Source organism: Acinetobacter johnsonii (genome assembly GCF_048551975.1).
Lineage (GTDB): Bacteria > Pseudomonadota > Gammaproteobacteria > Pseudomonadales > Moraxellaceae > Acinetobacter > Acinetobacter johnsonii_A.
The window spans coordinates 313353-329810 of record NZ_JBIMCF010000001.1; the positions used below are offsets into that span (position 1 = coordinate 313353).

The 16458-nt window shown below is 41.8% G+C and carries 13 protein-coding genes; 7 read left to right on the forward strand and 6 right to left on the reverse strand.

The annotated features are described in order from the left end of the window. Positions 1-51: 51 nt before the first annotated feature. Positions 52-1041, reverse strand: a complete 990-nt coding sequence (locus tag ACG9ZB_RS01495) for a LysR family transcriptional regulator (RefSeq protein ID WP_005400438.1) — start codon at positions 1039-1041, stop codon at positions 52-54. A gap of 648 nt (positions 1042-1689) precedes the next feature. Between ACG9ZB_RS01495 and ACG9ZB_RS01500 the strand changes: the two genes are divergently transcribed. Beyond that, the gene (locus ACG9ZB_RS01500) at positions 1690-3294 is read left to right on the forward strand and encodes an isocitrate lyase (RefSeq protein WP_419323620.1); all 1605 of its coding nucleotides are present in this window, start codon (positions 1690-1692) and stop codon (positions 3292-3294) included. 102 nt (positions 3295-3396) lie between these two features. On the opposite strand, the gene ACG9ZB_RS01505 is transcribed toward ACG9ZB_RS01500, so the two are convergent. Continuing rightward, on the reverse strand, positions 3397-3771 hold the full coding sequence (locus tag ACG9ZB_RS01505) for a diacylglycerol kinase (protein WP_419323622.1): 375 nt from the start codon (positions 3769-3771) through the stop codon (positions 3397-3399). A 214-nt stretch (positions 3772-3985) separates the two neighbouring features. Beyond that, positions 3986-5125, reverse strand: a complete 1140-nt coding sequence (locus ACG9ZB_RS01510) for a glycerophosphodiester phosphodiesterase (protein WP_419323624.1) — start codon at positions 5123-5125, stop codon at positions 3986-3988. Positions 5126-5382: 257 nt separating this feature from the next. Here ACG9ZB_RS01510 and ACG9ZB_RS01515 point away from each other — a divergent pair, with 257 nt between their 5' ends. From ACG9ZB_RS01515 to ACG9ZB_RS01530, 4 genes are all read left to right on the forward strand, one after another. After that, entirely contained in the window at positions 5383-8487 is a 3105-nt protein-coding gene (locus tag ACG9ZB_RS01515; protein WP_419323626.1) for a multidrug efflux RND transporter permease subunit, read from the forward strand. 135 nt (positions 8488-8622) lie between these two features. After that, positions 8623-9969 (forward strand): magnesium transporter, encoded by a 1347-nt coding sequence (gene mgtE / locus ACG9ZB_RS01520; protein ID WP_419323628.1) that lies wholly within the window; start codon positions 8623-8625, stop codon positions 9967-9969. 115 nt (positions 9970-10084) lie between these two features. After that, complete coding sequence (locus ACG9ZB_RS01525) at positions 10085-10675, forward strand: DUF4112 domain-containing protein (RefSeq protein WP_419323801.1); 591 nt, start codon at positions 10085-10087, stop codon at positions 10673-10675. A gap of 9 nt (positions 10676-10684) precedes the next feature. Continuing rightward, complete coding sequence (locus ACG9ZB_RS01530) at positions 10685-11050, forward strand: bleomycin resistance protein (protein WP_419323630.1); 366 nt, start codon at positions 10685-10687, stop codon at positions 11048-11050. 72 nt (positions 11051-11122) lie between these two features. Here the strand turns inward: ACG9ZB_RS01530 and htpX are convergent, their stop codons facing one another. Then, entirely contained in the window at positions 11123-12028 is a 906-nt protein-coding gene (htpX, locus tag ACG9ZB_RS01535; protein WP_419323632.1) for a protease HtpX, read from the reverse strand. Positions 12029-12145: 117 nt separating this feature from the next. After that, complete coding sequence (locus tag ACG9ZB_RS01540; RefSeq protein ID WP_419323634.1) at positions 12146-13018, reverse strand: lytic transglycosylase domain-containing protein; 873 nt, start codon at positions 13016-13018, stop codon at positions 12146-12148. 501 nt (positions 13019-13519) lie between these two features. Here ACG9ZB_RS01540 and ttcA point away from each other — a divergent pair. Beyond that, positions 13520-14443, forward strand: a complete 924-nt coding sequence (gene ttcA / locus ACG9ZB_RS01545) for a tRNA 2-thiocytidine(32) synthetase TtcA (protein WP_004695645.1) — start codon at positions 13520-13522, stop codon at positions 14441-14443. Between the two features lie 228 nt (positions 14444-14671). After that, a complete protein-coding gene (locus tag ACG9ZB_RS01550) occupies positions 14672-15055 on the forward strand; it encodes an SCP2 sterol-binding domain-containing protein (protein WP_004695646.1) in 384 nt (127 codons plus the stop codon). Between the two features lie 66 nt (positions 15056-15121). Here the strand turns inward: ACG9ZB_RS01550 and ACG9ZB_RS01555 are convergent, their stop codons facing one another. Continuing rightward, positions 15122-16234, reverse strand: coding sequence for a transglycosylase SLT domain-containing protein (locus tag ACG9ZB_RS01555; RefSeq protein WP_419323636.1), 1113 nt, complete (start codon positions 16232-16234; stop codon positions 15122-15124). Positions 16235-16458 lie beyond the last annotated feature (224 nt).

Here is a 16458-nt window from a genome sequence, read left to right on the forward strand (position 1 = left end):
CTATCATACCTGAGTTATTGATATGAATATGAATTATTTAGAACTGAATGCTTAATAATGTGAGAATTGCGAGTTATTGCCTAAAAACTCTCGATTTTCTTCCTCAATCATTTGACGTGCCACATACAAAATCAGCTGTCTGAGCCAGCGATGTGCAGGATGGTGATGCAACAGTGGGCACCATGCCATTTTCAACTCAAATTCTGGAATATAAAAAGGTGGATCTTTAATCAGGAGATTTTGACTTTTGGCTTGTAGGCGTGCAATACGGGTCGGTAAAGTCGCGACTAAGTCTACATTTGAAGCCAATAGTGCAGGCATTTGATAATGTCGAGTGAAGACCGAAATTTTACGTTTTTGGCCAATACGCTCTAACGCTTGATCAATCCAACCGAGACCTGCTTGTTTTTCAGGGTTAACGCCGAAACCAACGCCCATACCTGTTTTAGAGACCCAAATATGCTGTGCATCAAGGTAACTTTTTAGGTTTAAGTTGCTGGCAGCGGGGTGTTTACCGTTTAGCAAACATGAAAAACTGTCACGCCAGACTAAAACTTGATGGAAGCTTTGTGGAATTTCATTGAATCGGTTAATGGCTAGATCAACTTTACCCTGTTCCATATCACGATATGACACATCACTTGGAGTTAAGAAGTCTAAAACCACATTGGGTGCTTCAGAACGTAATGCTTTAACGAGGCGTGGAACTAAGGTTGCTTCGGCATAATCCGAAGTCATAATACGGAAAACACGATTTGAGGTATAAGGACGGAACTCGGTACGAGGTTCCAAAATCATGGAGAGATCAGAAAGAGCGTCACGTATGCGGGGTTGTAATTCTAAAGCCCGTTCGGTCGGTGTCATACCTTCAGAAGAGCGAATTAGCAGAGGATCATTAAATAAGTTACGAAGACGGCGTAGAATATTACTCATTGCTGGTTGGGTGACACCCAATTGTTCAGCTGCTCGGGTTACATTTTTTTCGCGTAAAAGTACGTCCAAGTAAATTAAGAGGTTTAGATCAACCCGCTCCAGATTCATAAAATAAATACCGAGAATAAAATCATGAAATTATTTCCATTATGCCATAAGCCACCAGTCTTGTGTAATAAACTGACGAAAAAAAAAGCTTTGGGTTGTATAAAGAATATACCCCTTCATTTTCTCAGAAAATGTTTTTTTTATTTTTAGAAGCGGAGAGGATATTAGTCCTAAGCAATGTCTTAATATGCGTAAATTGAGGCTCAGAGTATCGCCTAGAAAATGGCTTAATCTTGTTTGTTGTTGGTGGAATAAAAGCGTGATAAATACTCTTTTTGCTGAATATTGAACTATTGTCATTTCGGCCAAATTAAGCATTGATTTTCGGCTTAAACTCTTTTTTCAACGGTTGAGACTTAAGTCTAATGAAGAAATATTCGACAAAGTATGAGTTTTTTACGATTTTCTTATTTTGTTTAAATTTAATAATAACAAATACTTGGTTTTGATTTATCGAAATATAATTAGACTTTTATCTATATATTTTTTAAATAAATACTGAAAATTAATGCAGAATATTGGATTAATTTTTTCTGTCAATCTAATCTGTATTCATCGCAACGAAGCGCTCTAAATCTAAGCAAAAGCTTGAGGGTCTGATTTTAGCTTTTCGTTGAAGAAAATCCTAATATTATTACAGGAAATATCATGACTACATATCAAACAGCGATTGATGCAATCCGCGAATTAAAAGCAAAATTCGGTAGCACTTGGGCAGACATCAGTCCTGAAGATGCTGCGCGTATGCAAATCCAAAACCGTTTCAAAACTGGTTTAGATATCGCTAAATACACAGCTGCAATTATGCGTCGTGATATGGCTGCTTATGATGCTGACTCTAGCAAATACACTCAGTCTTTGGGTTGCTGGCACGGTTTCATCGCACAACAAAAAATGATTGCGAACAAAAAATACTTCGGTACAACTGAACGTCGCTACATTTACCTTTCTGGTTGGATGGTTGCTGCACTTCGTTCAGAATTCGGTCCACTTCCTGACCAATCTATGCACGAAAAAACTTCTGTTCCTGCATTGATCGAAGAAATTTACACTTTCTTACGTCAAGCTGACGCGAAAGAATTAAACGACTTGTTCCGTGCACTTAAAAAAGCACAAGAAGCGGGCGACACTGCTAAAGCAGCTGAAATCACTGCACAAATCGACAACTTTGAAACTCACGTTGTGCCAATTATTGCGGACATCGACGCTGGTTTCGGTAACGAAGAAGCAACTTACTTATTAGCTAAGAAAATGATCGAAGCGGGTGCATGTGCACTTCAAATCGAAAACCAAGTTTCTGACGCGAAACAATGTGGTCACCAAGCTGGTAAAGTAACTGTTCCACACGAAGACTTCATCGCTAAAATCCACGCGTTACGTTATGCATTCTTAGAAATGGGTCTTGACGACGGTATCATCGTTGCACGTACAGACTCTGAAGGTGCTGACTTAACTCAAAAAATCCCAGTGGTTAAAGAGCCAGGCGACATCGCTTCTCAATACATCAGCTACTTAGACACAACTGAAATCGACATTTCAGAAGCTCAAGAAGACGAAATCCTGATCAAGCGTGATGGTAAACTTCACCGTCCTAAACGTCTTGCTTCTGGTCTATACCAGTTCCGTGAAGGCACTCAAATTGACCGCGTTGTACTTGACTGTGTAACTAGCTTACAGAACGGTGCTGACCTTCTTTGGATCGAAACTGCGACTCCAAACGTTGAAGAAATCGCTCACATGGTTAACCGTGTACGTGAAACAGTTCCAAATGCTAAGCTTGTTTATAACAACAGCCCATCATTCAACTGGACGTTAAACTTCCGTCAACAAGCTTACGACCGTTGGGTTGCTGAAGGTAAAGACGTTTCTGCTTACGACCGTGCTAAATTAATGAGCGCTGAGTACGATGCTACTGAATTGGCTGCTGATGCTGATGAAAAAGTACGTACATTCCAAGCAGATGCTTCTCGTGAAGCGGGTGTATTCCATCACTTGATCACACTTCCGACTTACCATACTGCTGCTCTTTCTACTCATGAGCTTGCACAAGGTTACTTCGGTTCTGAAGGTATGTTGGCTTATGTTGCTGGCGTACAACGTAAAGAAATCCGTGGTGGTATCGCTTGTGTTAAACACCAAGCAATGGCGGGTTCTGACATCGGTGATGATCACAAAGAAATCTTCTCTGGTGACAACGCTCTTAAAGCGCACGATGATGCTAAAAACACAATGAACCAATTCGCTGCTCACTAAGCACTGAACTGATTCAAAAGAAAACCCTGCGAAAGCAGGGTTTTTTATGACTTAATTTTTAGCTTGTAGAACAGTTTGGGTGTGAAATGTTGAACAAAAACATTAAGACATCAGAATCAGCAGCCAAACTATAAAGATAATACTTAAAGAAACAAACTGTGCAGCACTGCCCATGTCTTTGGCATTTTTTGAAAGCTCATGGCGCTCTAGTGAAATACGATCCACAATCGCCTCAATGGCTGAATTGAATAATTCAACAATAATTGCAAGTAAACAGACGGCTACCATGAGGGCTTGTTCTAAGCGAGTGACATCACAGAAAAAGCTTGTTGGAATCAGAATCAGGTTAATTAACAGGACTTGACGAAAAGCAGCTTCATGTTCAAAAGCGGCTTTGAAACCTGAAATAGAATAATGAGTTGCATTAAAAATACGTTTAAAACCTGACTTTCCTTTGAGTGGGGAATATTGGCTCATACCATCAACCATTTTAAAATTTCAGTCACAATACATGATCTATATTAAAAGTCACTTAATTATAGTATTCAAAAAGTGCTTAATCTATGCACACCTAAAATAAGAGAAAAGTGGTTAAAAAGCCTACTTGTTAATCTCCATCGTTGAAGGTTGGATATGGGTTTGAAGTAAACGAGATGCTCAGATGTCTGGTTTACTATGTGCGTGATTTATTCTATTTTTTCAAAAAAGCATCGGCGGCTTGACGACCTAAAGCAGGATCATCGGTAAAGACACCATCCACTCCCGCTTTAAAGAAAATCTCAAACTCTGCCAGTGCGCCTTTTTCGCACTTTTCAGCGGTTATCGCACTACAGTCCAAATAGTCTGGTAAGAAATTATTTTCTGGGCGTAGGGTATAAGGATGTACTTTTAAGCCCACTGCGTGTGCATCGTTCACAAAACTGGATGGGTTCGCTGGCTGAGTATTCGGCACGATATAGGTTTTGCTTGGTCCGACACCATGCGCATAGCTTGCGACGTCTTTCAGTCCTTGAGGTGTTGCCATATCACTATACCGGAGTGTTGATTTGGCAAGCACAGCATCGGCAGGTTGTTCGGACTTGCCACCATAGAGTTGAATAATTTTGGCATGTCGAATCGATTTTAATTGATCCAACTGTTGACGCATCTGTTTTAAGTTGCTGACTTCAAACGACTGGATATAGACTGGCGCAATGTCACGACTATAGGTGTGTTTGGCCAGCGTGGTTAATAAGCGTTGCTCCATGGCCAAATTGAGACCTTGGAAATAGCTGGGATGTTTGGTTTCGATATACAGGCCCACAATTTTTCCTGTCTTTTTATAGTGCGCATCTACGAGTTCAATAATTTCATCTAAAGTAGGCAGATCAAATTGATCATTATATTGGATGTTCGCTGGACGAATCTCTGGAATACGTTCTCGTGCCTTCAGTTGCTTCAGCTCGTTTAAAGTAAAGTCTTCAGTAAACCAACCTATGTAAGTCACGCCATCAACGACTTTACTGGTCTTCCGTTCTGCAAACTGCGGTAAGCTGCTGACATTGGTGGTTCCTCCGATTTCATTTTCATGGCGAGCGACTAAATAACCATCTAGAGTTGGCACCAAATCAGGCTCAATAAAATCTGCACCATCATCAATCGCTTTTTGATAAGCGGCTAAGGTGTGTTCAGGGCGTAGCGCGCTGGCGCCGCGATGTCCAATAATAAGCAATGTAGGCTCAATGTATTCGGCGTTGTTTGATGGTGGCTGGGATGCTGCATTGTCTTTCTCATCATGATGACAGCCCAATAAGCCTAAAAAAATAAAACTCAGTAATGTTCTTTTTAACATGTGTTCCTCAACATTTTATTGTGGTGTTGCGGACTCAGTGTTCAATTTTAATATCTCAGATCAATGACAAATTGCGAAAAATTACAGGATGTCATCAATTGGTCAAAAAGCTTTCTTCATAGTTTCTTCATATTTAGCTCTAATGTTCTATTTCATGTTGTTAAGTCTTGTTTTTTAATGATTCGTCATAGAAGATCAAGCATGAAGTGATGCCCAGTTTCTAGATCTAGCCTCAGACCCAAGAGTACCGCAGACCCATGCTGTCTAAATTTTTTATTCATCGTCCAATTTTTGCTGGTGTGCTGGCGATTATCGTGATGGCATTTGGTTTATTTGCCACCTTTCAGTTGCCTGTAGAGCGCTACCCCTATATTGCACCTCCGCGAATTACGGTGAGTGCAACATATACAGGCGCGTCGGCAGAAACGGTGGAAGAGAGTGTTACTCAGGTTTTAGAGCAGCAAATTAAAGGGATTGATCATTTACTGTATTTTAGTTCGAGCAGTGACTCGAATGGGCGTAGTCGCATCAGCATTAGTTTTGAAAATGGAACCGACCCAGATACCGCTCAGGTTCAAGTACAAAATGCCATCAATGGAGTGATTAACCGCTTACCCGAAGATGTGCAGCGTCAAGGGGTCAATGTTTATAAGTCGCTTGGCGATACGCATATGGTGATTGGTCTATATGACCAAACAGGCAAAAGCAGCAATATTGCACTGTCAGATTATATGATGACGCATTTGGAGCAAGATTTAGCCCGTATTGATGGGGTTGGCGAGGTTGATATTTTTGGTGCGCAGTATGCCATGCGCTTATGGTTGAATCCGCATAAACTGCGCCAATATGGACTGATGCCAAGCGATATACGTGCAGCGGTTGAAGCGCAAAATACGCAAGTGGCCGCAGGAGCAATTGGTGAGTTACCCAGCCTGTCAGACCAATATCTAAATGCCAAAGTTACTTCCGGTACACGTCTAAAAACCGTTGAAGAATTTGAAAACATCATTGTCAAATCGACCCGCGATGGCAGTTTTATTTATTTAAAAGACGTCGCACGGGTGGAACTGGGCGCGGAAAATTACCAGTCGTTTAATACCATCAATGGTTTTCCTTCAGCGGGTATGGGTATTTCATTGTCTTCAGGTGCCAATGCATTGGCAACTTCGGCATTGATCAAACAAGAAGTCAGTCGGTTGTCCTCAAAACTTCCTGAAGGTTATCAAATTGTTTATCCACGTGATAACACGCCTTTTGTACAAGAGTCGATTAAGGAAGTGGTCAAAACACTGTTTGAAGCAGTGATTTTGGTAATTGTGGTCATGTTTGTATTTTTGCAAAACTGGCGCGCGACACTGATTCCGACCATCACAGTACCTGTTGTAATTTTAGGCACGCTCGCCATTCTGTATGTACTTGGGATGAGTATCAACACCTTAACCTTATTTGCATTGGTCTTAGCCATCGGGCTTCTGGTGGATGATGCGATTGTGGTGGTGGAAAATGTTGAGCGGCTGATGCATGAACAACAGATGAGTGCTCAACAAGCTTCGATTGCATCGATGCAGGAAATCAGTGGGGCATTGATTGGGATTACTTTGGTGTTAACCGCCGTGTTTATTCCTATGGCCTTTTTCGGTGGTTCGACAGGAGTGATCTACCGTCAGTTTTCAATCACCTTAGTTGCTGCCATGGCGCTATCGCTGCTGGTTGCACTGATTCTGACACCAGCACTGTGTGCCTTAATTTTAAAACCCAATGATAAATCTGCACGATGGGCAACTTGGTTTAATCTGAAGTTGGATCAGTTAAAACAGCGTTATTTAAAGTTGAGTACGCAGACCATTCAGCACAGTAAAATCATGCTGGTGGTTTTTGTGGCGTTAATTACCGTCTTTGCGCTGTTTTATCGGGCATTACCGACCAGTTTTATTCCCAGTGAAGATCAGGGTATTTTAAGTGTCCAGTTTAAATTGGCCGATGGCGCACCGCTGAGTCAAAGCCGTGTGGTGGGAGAAGAAATTCGCCAATACTTTTTAGATCAAGAACAGGCCAATATTAATTTGGTGATGATCCGCTATGGTCGTAATTTCTCGGGGACGGGACAAAATTTAGGACAAGGTTTTATTGCGCTCAAACATTGGGATGAACGTAAGGGGAATGAGAACTCCGCACAAGCGATTCGAGAACGGGCGATCGCTCATTTTAGGTCGCATCAAAATGCACAAATTAATGTAAATATGCCGTCTTCAGTCAGTGGCTTAGGGCAAACCGATGGCATGGAGTTTTGGATACGTGATATCAATGGCGAAGGTCGTGCTTATTTAGAAGCACAGTTCAAAACTTTGCAGGACACATCCAAGCAGTATTCTAGTTTTAGCAATTTAGATAAACGTTCTAATCCAGATAAAGCCGAACTCAAAGTGGATGTGAACCAAAAGCAAGCTTTGGCCAATGGACTCAGCCAGACCGCCATTAATAGCACCTTATCAAGTGCTTGGGGCGGAAGTTATATCAATGACTTTATTGACCGTGGTCGGATTAAGCGGGTAATTATGCAAGGGGATGCCGAATTTCGTTCAAAACCTGATGACCTTCAAGCATGGACCGTACGTAATGATCTGAACCAAATGATTCCTTTTACAAATTTTGCCCAAGTGTCTTGGAGTGGAGGCCCTGAGGTGGTGAATCGCTTTATGGGCTATACCGCACTAGAAATGGAGGCAGATACAGCACAAAATGTCAGTTCGGGGCAAGCCATGCAAGACGTACAAAGCATGGTACGAGGGCATGATGGTATAGATTTGGCTTGGAGTGGATTATCGTTTGAGGAAAACAAGTCCAATAACCAAGCATTTCTACTGTATTTGGTCTCCATAGGCTTTATCTTTTTATGCCTTGCTGCACTTTATGAAAGTTGGAGTATTCCAACTGCAGTCATGAGTGCGATTCCACTCGGTATCGGTGGCAATATTTTGTTCAGTTATCTGACGGGTTTTCCGAACGATATTTACTTCCAAATTGCCTTGCTGACTACAATTGGTCTGTCCTGTAAAAATGCGATTTTAATTGTGGAATTTGCTTCACTTGCGCAGCAAAAAGGCCAAACCGCAATTGAAGCTGCCTTGGAAGGCGCAAGCTTACGTCTACGCCCGATTTTAATGACGTCTTTGGCTTTTGGCGCGGGTGTCACACCTCTGGTCTTTGCCTTTGGTGCAGGGGCAGCAAGTCGTCAGGAAATTGGGGTGAGTGTACTCGGTGGCGTGATTTTTGGCACGGTATTGGTGTTGCTGTTTATTCCTTTAATGTATGTCTTGGTTCGCCGTGTGTTTCATGGACGAACACCTCAGGACGAGGTTTAAGATCGAATCCGAAACATTCGTGTGCAGTATGAATAGGCAAAGCGAACCTTTAATCCAATCAGGCTGAAAGGCCTGACATTTAAAGATCGTTTGCTATACTCGCATAGATAAAGAAAAACAATATTTGAGTGGTGTATGCCAAATCCGTCATTTTCACAGCAAGATTTCCAAGAGCAATTAAATCAGCCCGATAACCATGCTTTTATCCAAAGTCTGAAACAGTACAGCACTGCGTATTTAGCTGATATTTTAATGGGCCTGCCTATACATGACCAAATTCGGCTATTGGAACAATTACCACAAGCCAGTTATGTCTTTGAGTTTTTAGCATTAACCGAGCAGCAGCAGCTAGCAGCGCAATTGCCTCAGGCTTTGCTGGTGAAGTTACTAGCTCATATGCATTCGGATGACCGCACCGATTTATTTCAAAGCTTAGCGAACGACGTTCAAACTCATATTTTTCCGCAGTTAGATACGCATGTTCAAGCTCAGCTGAATGATTTAATGCACTATCCAGCTGAGTCTGCGGGTGCAATTATGAGCACCGAAGTCATTACGGTACATGCCGAAATGACCATGCAACAGGCGATTCAACATATACGACAGTATGCAGCGGAAAGTGAAACTTTATATCTCATCTATGTGACCGATGCCTCGCGTTATTTACACGGTGTGATTTCGCTGCGGCAAATTATCCAGTCTCCACCTGAACAATCGATTGGACAGGTTATGACCAACCATGTCATTACAGGTTTAGTCAGTGAGGATCAGGAAAGTATTGCACAGAAACTGGCTCATTATGATTTTATGGCTTTGCCCATTGTCGATGAGCAGCAGCATCTATTGGGGATTGTGACTTATGACGATGCAATGGATGTGGTGCAACAAGAAACCACAGAAGATATTCTAAAAAGTAGTGCGGTTGCGGCCAGTCCGCAGATGAGTATTAAAACGGCTCCAATCCTCTTACTGTATCAGAAGCGGGTGTTTTGGTTGGTGTTTCTGGTTTTTGGCAGTTTACTCTCGGGGCTAGGAATTGCACACTTTGAAGACTTGATTGCGGCACATATCGTTTTGGTATTTTTCCTTCCTTTACTGGTGGGAAGTGGGGGAAATGCGGGGTCACAGTCCGCCACTTTAATGGTACGTGCACTGGCAACTGGCGACGTACATTTTAAAGACTGGTTTTATTTGCTAGGGCGTGAAAGTCTGGTTGCGCTGTGTCTAGGCGGAACCATGGCAACGGCAGTCTCCATTTTGGGCTATTTCCGTGGGGATATTCTGGTCGCTGTAGTATTGGCACTGAGTATGATGGGCATTGTGTTGATGGGTTGCCTGATTGGTATGAGTCTGCCGTTTATCTTAAACCGCATGAAACTCGACCCAGCCAGTGCATCTGCACCTTTGGTCACCTCAATTTGTGATGCGTCAGGTGTGGTGGTATATCTGCTGATTGCATCGCAAATTCTGACCTTGTCTTAAGCTAATAAGTAATTGTTTCAGCACAAAGTTAGCACAGAAAAAGGTCATGAAAACCAGCATAATTCAGGGGTTTTATGATGTTAAAGTGGTTGAAATAATGGAGGTCAGTAACAACATGCCTGAACCCTTAGAACAAAAAAAAATGAGCCAGCAAGATGTCATTCGTTTAGAGCGTGATTTGGCCAAATATGCAAATATGATGGATTCTGTGGTGCGTATCCCGTTCACCAAGCAAGGAGTCGGTGCCGATGCCGCATTGAGTACTGTTCCGATTGCTGGGGATATCGCAGGTTTTGCCCTAACGTGTTATGCCATTTATAAAGCCAAGCAAATTGGCGTGCCGCAAGAGAAATTGAGCCCTGTATTGAAGCTGGCTATGATTGACGCTGTGGTCGGTTTTATCCCAGTGTTAGGAACATTGTTTGATATTTTTATACGTCCGAGTCGTAAAGCACTGGATGTGGTTCATGACCATATTCGGGAAGAATACCAAATCCATTCAGAGCATCATGTGACTCATCCTTTTCTTCATGAAAAATTAGAAAAGAAACAGCAGCAATCCGCATTTTGGCGAAATCCAGTAGTGGCATGGCTTTGGCTACACATTCCCGATTTGTTTGGCCTGATCTTTTTAGTGTGTTTTATGGGCTTATTATGGTGGGGTGGCAGTGTGATGTGGCATTGGTTACAAGGACTAAATTTATGATAGCCACTGATGAAATTTGAAGGTCAGATTACGGCAAATTTGGCAGCGATAGATTTGGCGTGCACTGCTTCATTTTATCAAAGCTTGGGCTTTAATCTGGTTTATCAGTCCGCAGAGTGGATGATTCTGCGTTTGGGCGAAATGACACTGGAATTTTTTCATCATCCGCATTTAAATCCAAATAGTTCATGGCATAGTGCCTGTATTCGCGTAGCGGAAATTCAACCTTATTATGAATACTGGTCTAAAGTGAATTGGTCGTTGTGGGAAAGCGCTCGTATGACCGATATTCAGGATTTTGATGAGATCCGCCACTTTTGCATCATTGACCCAAATGGCAGTTTATTGCGCTGTATCCAAGTGACGATTGAATGAAAATGTTCTGTTATGCAGAGTCACAAAAAAGCCTCCAAGTGGAGGCTTTTTAAAATCTTGTGAACAAACTGTTTATGGACAATCGAGCTGTTGTAAAGCAGCAACACGTTGTTCAATCGTCGGGTGGGTTTGGAACAATGCAGCTAAACTGAAGCCTTGTTCTTGACCTGCCGCAATCGCAAACGCTTTCATTTCTTTAGGCATCGCATCTGGAAACTGTGACTCCGCTTGTAAACGCAACAAGGCAGAAATCATTGCTTGTTTGCCTGCAAGACGCGCGCCTGCTTCATCTGCACGATATTCGCGGTAGCGGGAGAACCACATCACGATTGCAGAAGCTAAAATACCAAAGACAATATCAAGCACGATGGTAATGGCAAAATAAGCTAAACCTGGTGCTTCACCATCTTCACGACCAAAGACATTACGATCAATAAAATCACCTGCGACACGTGCAAAGAACATCACAAAGGCATTCACGACACCTTGAACGAGCGCTAAAGTCACCATGTCACCATTGGCCACGTGACCAATTTCGTGAGCCAAGACTGCACGAAGCTCATCTTTATTCATACGCTCAAGTAAGCCAGTAGAAACTGCAACTAATGCATCGTTCTTGTTCCAACCTGTAGCAAAGGCATTCGATTGGTAAGACGGGAAAATACCGACTTCTGGCATTTTAATACCAGAACGTTCCGCCAATTGAGCGACTTCTTGTAACAACCATGCTTCAGCTTGGTTGCGCGGGGCATTTGGGTCAATTAACTCTGTACCAGTTGTTTTTTTCGCCATCCATTTTGACATGAATAGAGAAATCGTTGAGCCAACCATACCAAAGACAAAACAGATAACCAGTAGGTTACCTAGATTTAAGCCACCCGCGCCATGGTAACTACCGACACCGAAGAGTGACAAGATAATGCCAGCTACAACCAGTACCGCGAGGTTGGTTAGCAAGAACAAACCAATCCGCATCATTGAGAAAATCCTCTTATAATAAAAAAATAATCTGATTTATAAATCGAAAATCATTGATCTCAATATGAGGTGAAACTCTTCAAAATTCAAGAAAAAATAATAAAACTGCTATAAAAATTATTCTGAAATTTGAATGCGGGCAGAGGCGGTTGCATTGGCTGTGGCATAGGAACCCGGCGCATCAGTAAAACTGCCATCAGCTGCGAGGATAATTTGGCGTGAAGGTGCGCTACGACTCGCACTGAGTTGCGTGCTTGGGGAAGAGTCTGCATCGTAATGTGCAGATTGCGCAATGACTTGAGCATTTGCCGGTGTGCTATTTGAGCCTGCAGAGATGTTGATCCCGCCCGCATATAGATTGCTATAGCGGCTACTCACCCGGCGAACATAGTCTTGAGTTTCACGGAAGGGTGGAATGCCACCGTACTTTTGTACATTGCCTTCGCCAGCATTGTAGCCTGCAAGCGCAAGACTGGTGTTGCCGTTAAAGCGTTTCATCAGCCATGCCAAATACTTGGCACCTGCATTAATGTTTTGCTGTGGATCATATGCATTAGAGACATTAAAGCGCCGTGCTGTCGCAGGCATGAGTTGCATAAGACCCTGAGCCCCAACAGGTGAGCGTGCGTTGACATTAAAGCCTGATTCGGTATGCATAACCGCTTTAATTAAACCTTCAGAAACGCCGTGGGTTTGAGCAGCTTGGCGAATAATGTGGTCAAAAGCATTTTTGTTACGACTATAACTGGGCAACACGGAAGATTCAGAAGCCCCCCAGTTACTATAACTGTGGATATTACTGTCTGGATAATAGGTTTTCTTTTCGACTTTTAAGTTACTATAACGACTCTGTTTATTGGTTAACAAGGTCGTGCCGTTGGAATCTTTCAATTGGTAGATAGTTTGACCCGCGTGACAATCAAGTGCCATGAACGAAATCGTCATACACCCCAAAACGTAAAAACGACTCAAAAGCAGCTTATTTTTCATTATCTATTATTAATCGTAAAAAAATCGATGTCAGTACTAGAAATGAGTTTAGCAAAAAAAGAACCGTCTGAAACTATTTTAAGTTTAAAAAATCCATGTCTTTGTAAAAATCAAGTCAAATTGTTGAGCAAGTAATCAAAAAAAATAATTAATTTATTTTTAATGAGGATTGCTTGACTGATTTAAGTTATTGAAATTTAATGGTAAATAAATTGATTAAAAAATAATCAATTTAAATAGAAGCCTTAAAGAGTGGGGGGAACACCCTGTCAAGTCGATTAGAATCCACAAAGTTATCCCCAGCTTTTGTGGAAAAATGTGGAAAAGTCCAAAACATAAGCAGTTCAGCTAAAATATGAACGCAATCGTTCAAAGTTAAACCGATTTCAATACATGAATATGACAGCAATGACAATTCATGAGAATTTACATTCTTTAGGTGCGAGATGGCTGTGAATCGGATAAAATTGCGCGGTATTTTTTTTAAGGTTTAACTCGTCTATGTTCTCGCCAGTTGAGTCCAATCAGGGATTTAATTTTAAACCAGAACTACCCACTAGCTCTGCGTATTATCGTCTGTTGAAAAAGTTACGCCGTCAGGTAGGTCATGCCATTCGCGATTTTAAAATGATCGAAGAAGGCGATAAAGTGATGGTCTGCATTTCCGGTGGTAAGGACAGTTATACCTTGCTCGATATTATGTTGCAGTTTAAACGCATTGCACCGATCAATTTTGATGTGGTGGCTGTGAATTTAGACCAGAAGCAACCCGGTTTCCCTGAGGACGTGTTACCACGTTATTTAGAAGAGAATAATATTCCCTACTATATCTTAGAAAAAGACACCTACAGCATTACGAAACGTTTAACGCCTGAAGGTAAAACCTACTGTGCAGTTTGTTCACGCTTACGCCGTGGCTCTTTATACGGCTTTGCGCAAGAAATTGGCGCGACCAAAGTGGCGTTGGGCCATCACCGTGATGATATCTTGGCGACCTTCTTCTTGAACTTATTCCATGGCGGTAGCTTAAAGGCGATGCCTCCTAAATTGTTATCATCAGATAAAAAGAATATCTTGATTCGCCCACTGGCTTATGTGGAAGAAAAAGACATCATTAAATATGCTGAAATGCGTCAATTCCCGATTATTCCATGTAATTTATGTGGTTCTCAGGAAAATCTGCAACGTGCCATGTTAAATGACATGCTGCGTGAGTGGGATAAAGCACATCCAAAGCGTCTACATAGTATTTTTGGTGCTTTACAAAATGTCTCGCCATCGCAGTTGGCTGATCGTGAGTTATTCGACTTTGAAGCGTTAGATAGTGAACGTGAATTCGACTTTAAAGGTGAAAGTTGTTCAACGGAAGATGAGCCTGAGAACAAACGCATTAACATGGTTAATCTTGGCTTTGCAGCAGACTAATTTTGTCAGTTAGGCCAATGCAAAACACCAATCAATGATTGGTGTTTTTTTTTATGTGGATGATTTTGATAAACTTTGTATAAGAAATATAAAATATGAACGGTACGTACAAAAAACTTTAGGCACATGTAGGATATACATGCTATAACAATCTCCGAGCTTATTTAGCTTCACAATGATGCCGTCTGGATAGGCAGCACACAACGAACAAAGAATTGAGGAAACATCATGCCTGCTTTTTTAACTGATGATTGGTTTTCAACTGTAGAAACATTAACTGCTCAAGCGGGTAATTTGAACCTGCCGCCAGCACTTGCGAATCTTGCAATTAACCTAGTTGTTGCTGACAATGCGGGTAATACCGAATTATCTTTAGATGGCGGCGCAATTAAAAAAGGTTTGTCTTCGAACGCGAAAACAACTTTGAACATGGATGCTGAAACACTACGTAAAGTGTTCCTTGAGTTTGATATGGCTGCAGCAATGCAAGCGTTCATGACGGGTAAAATAAAAGTTCAAGGCGATATGTCACAGTTGATGGCATTGCAAACAGCGAAGCCTAGCCAAGAGCAAAAAGATTTATTTAAGAAAGTGCTTGAGCAAACAGCTTAAGTGTTCTGAAATAAAAAAAGCTTACCTTTATAGGTAAGCTTTTTTTATGCCGATAGAGAGGATCTTTTAGATATTGACCAACTGCGGCGTGGTTTTAATGTGTTCAAGATACGCTCGGATACGTGTCACATACTGTAGTGCTTGACGGTAACGACCATTCTTCGCTTGGTTCTGTTGTAAGTAAGCATACAAATTGAGCCAGTTATTGGGGTCTTTACCTTGTGCCTGAATGCGCTTTTGAATCTGATTCACCGCACCTGGTCCCATATTGTACGCAACCAGTGCATACCAGTTACGGTCAGGGAAGGGAATATCCTCATAGCGACTCAGCATTTGGTCGTAGTACTTGGCACCACCTTGAATACTTTGCGTAGGATCGGTACGGTTACTTACACCCATGGCTTTGGCTGTGCTATTGGTCAACATCATCAAACCACGAACACCCGTGGGAGAAACGGAGTTCGGTTTAAGATAAGACTCTTGATAACCAATGGCTGCTAATAAGTGCCAATCTAAATCGTACTTTTGCGCTGTGCTTTTAAAACTGGCCTTATAGATTGGCATACGTTGACGCAAATCGCGTTGAATCGTATTCCAGTTTTCAGCCTTCACGACATTACGGTTGTAAAAAGAGGCCAATTGACCAATTGAACCAGATTGTTTACCACGGCAGACAAATCCGCTCGCCGTTTGCGTTAATGGATCATTCGCATGTTTAAATACCCAGTTCAGCTCAGTATTGAGGCCATTTTTACGTAAAGCGTTTAAATCACCACAAGTTGCAGAAAAGGTTGCGAGACTTTTTTGTTCAATCGTTTGAACACTTGCCGTGGTCATTGCAAAATTTGCTTTGCCCTGTGCTACCCATTTCAGTGCTGTAGCATTATCGGGGACGGTTTTGAAGTCTAGCTTTACATTTAAGCTGTCTGCATAGTTACGTGCAAGGTCATAACCAAAACCATGCAAATGCTGACCATCTTTAAAAACGGTCGTTGGGTTTTCCACTGAAACGACAGTCAATTTATTATGATTGACGACGTTATCATATTGGTAGGTCTTACTTGCATTAATACTATGAAATGGAATTAACAAAGTACTTAAAGCAAGGGCTTTCAACGGGAGAGAGAAAGTTAATGAATTAAGGCAAAGCCTCGATCCAGAAGTTGAACTACTGTGCATGTTGTCTCCGCTACAAGTAATTTATGCCCTAGAACGCAAAGGCAAAAACATGCCTTAAAACGAGTTCAAGTTGTCTAAATTCAATAAGAGGTTGGGCATTCATGACGTCATTCAAAATGACATGGGATTAAGAAGATTATGTAGAAAAACTACATAGATTAAAAGGCAGGCAACTAATTTAAGATGTGCGCATAATATATAGCAATTTTAAAAGTGTCAAATTT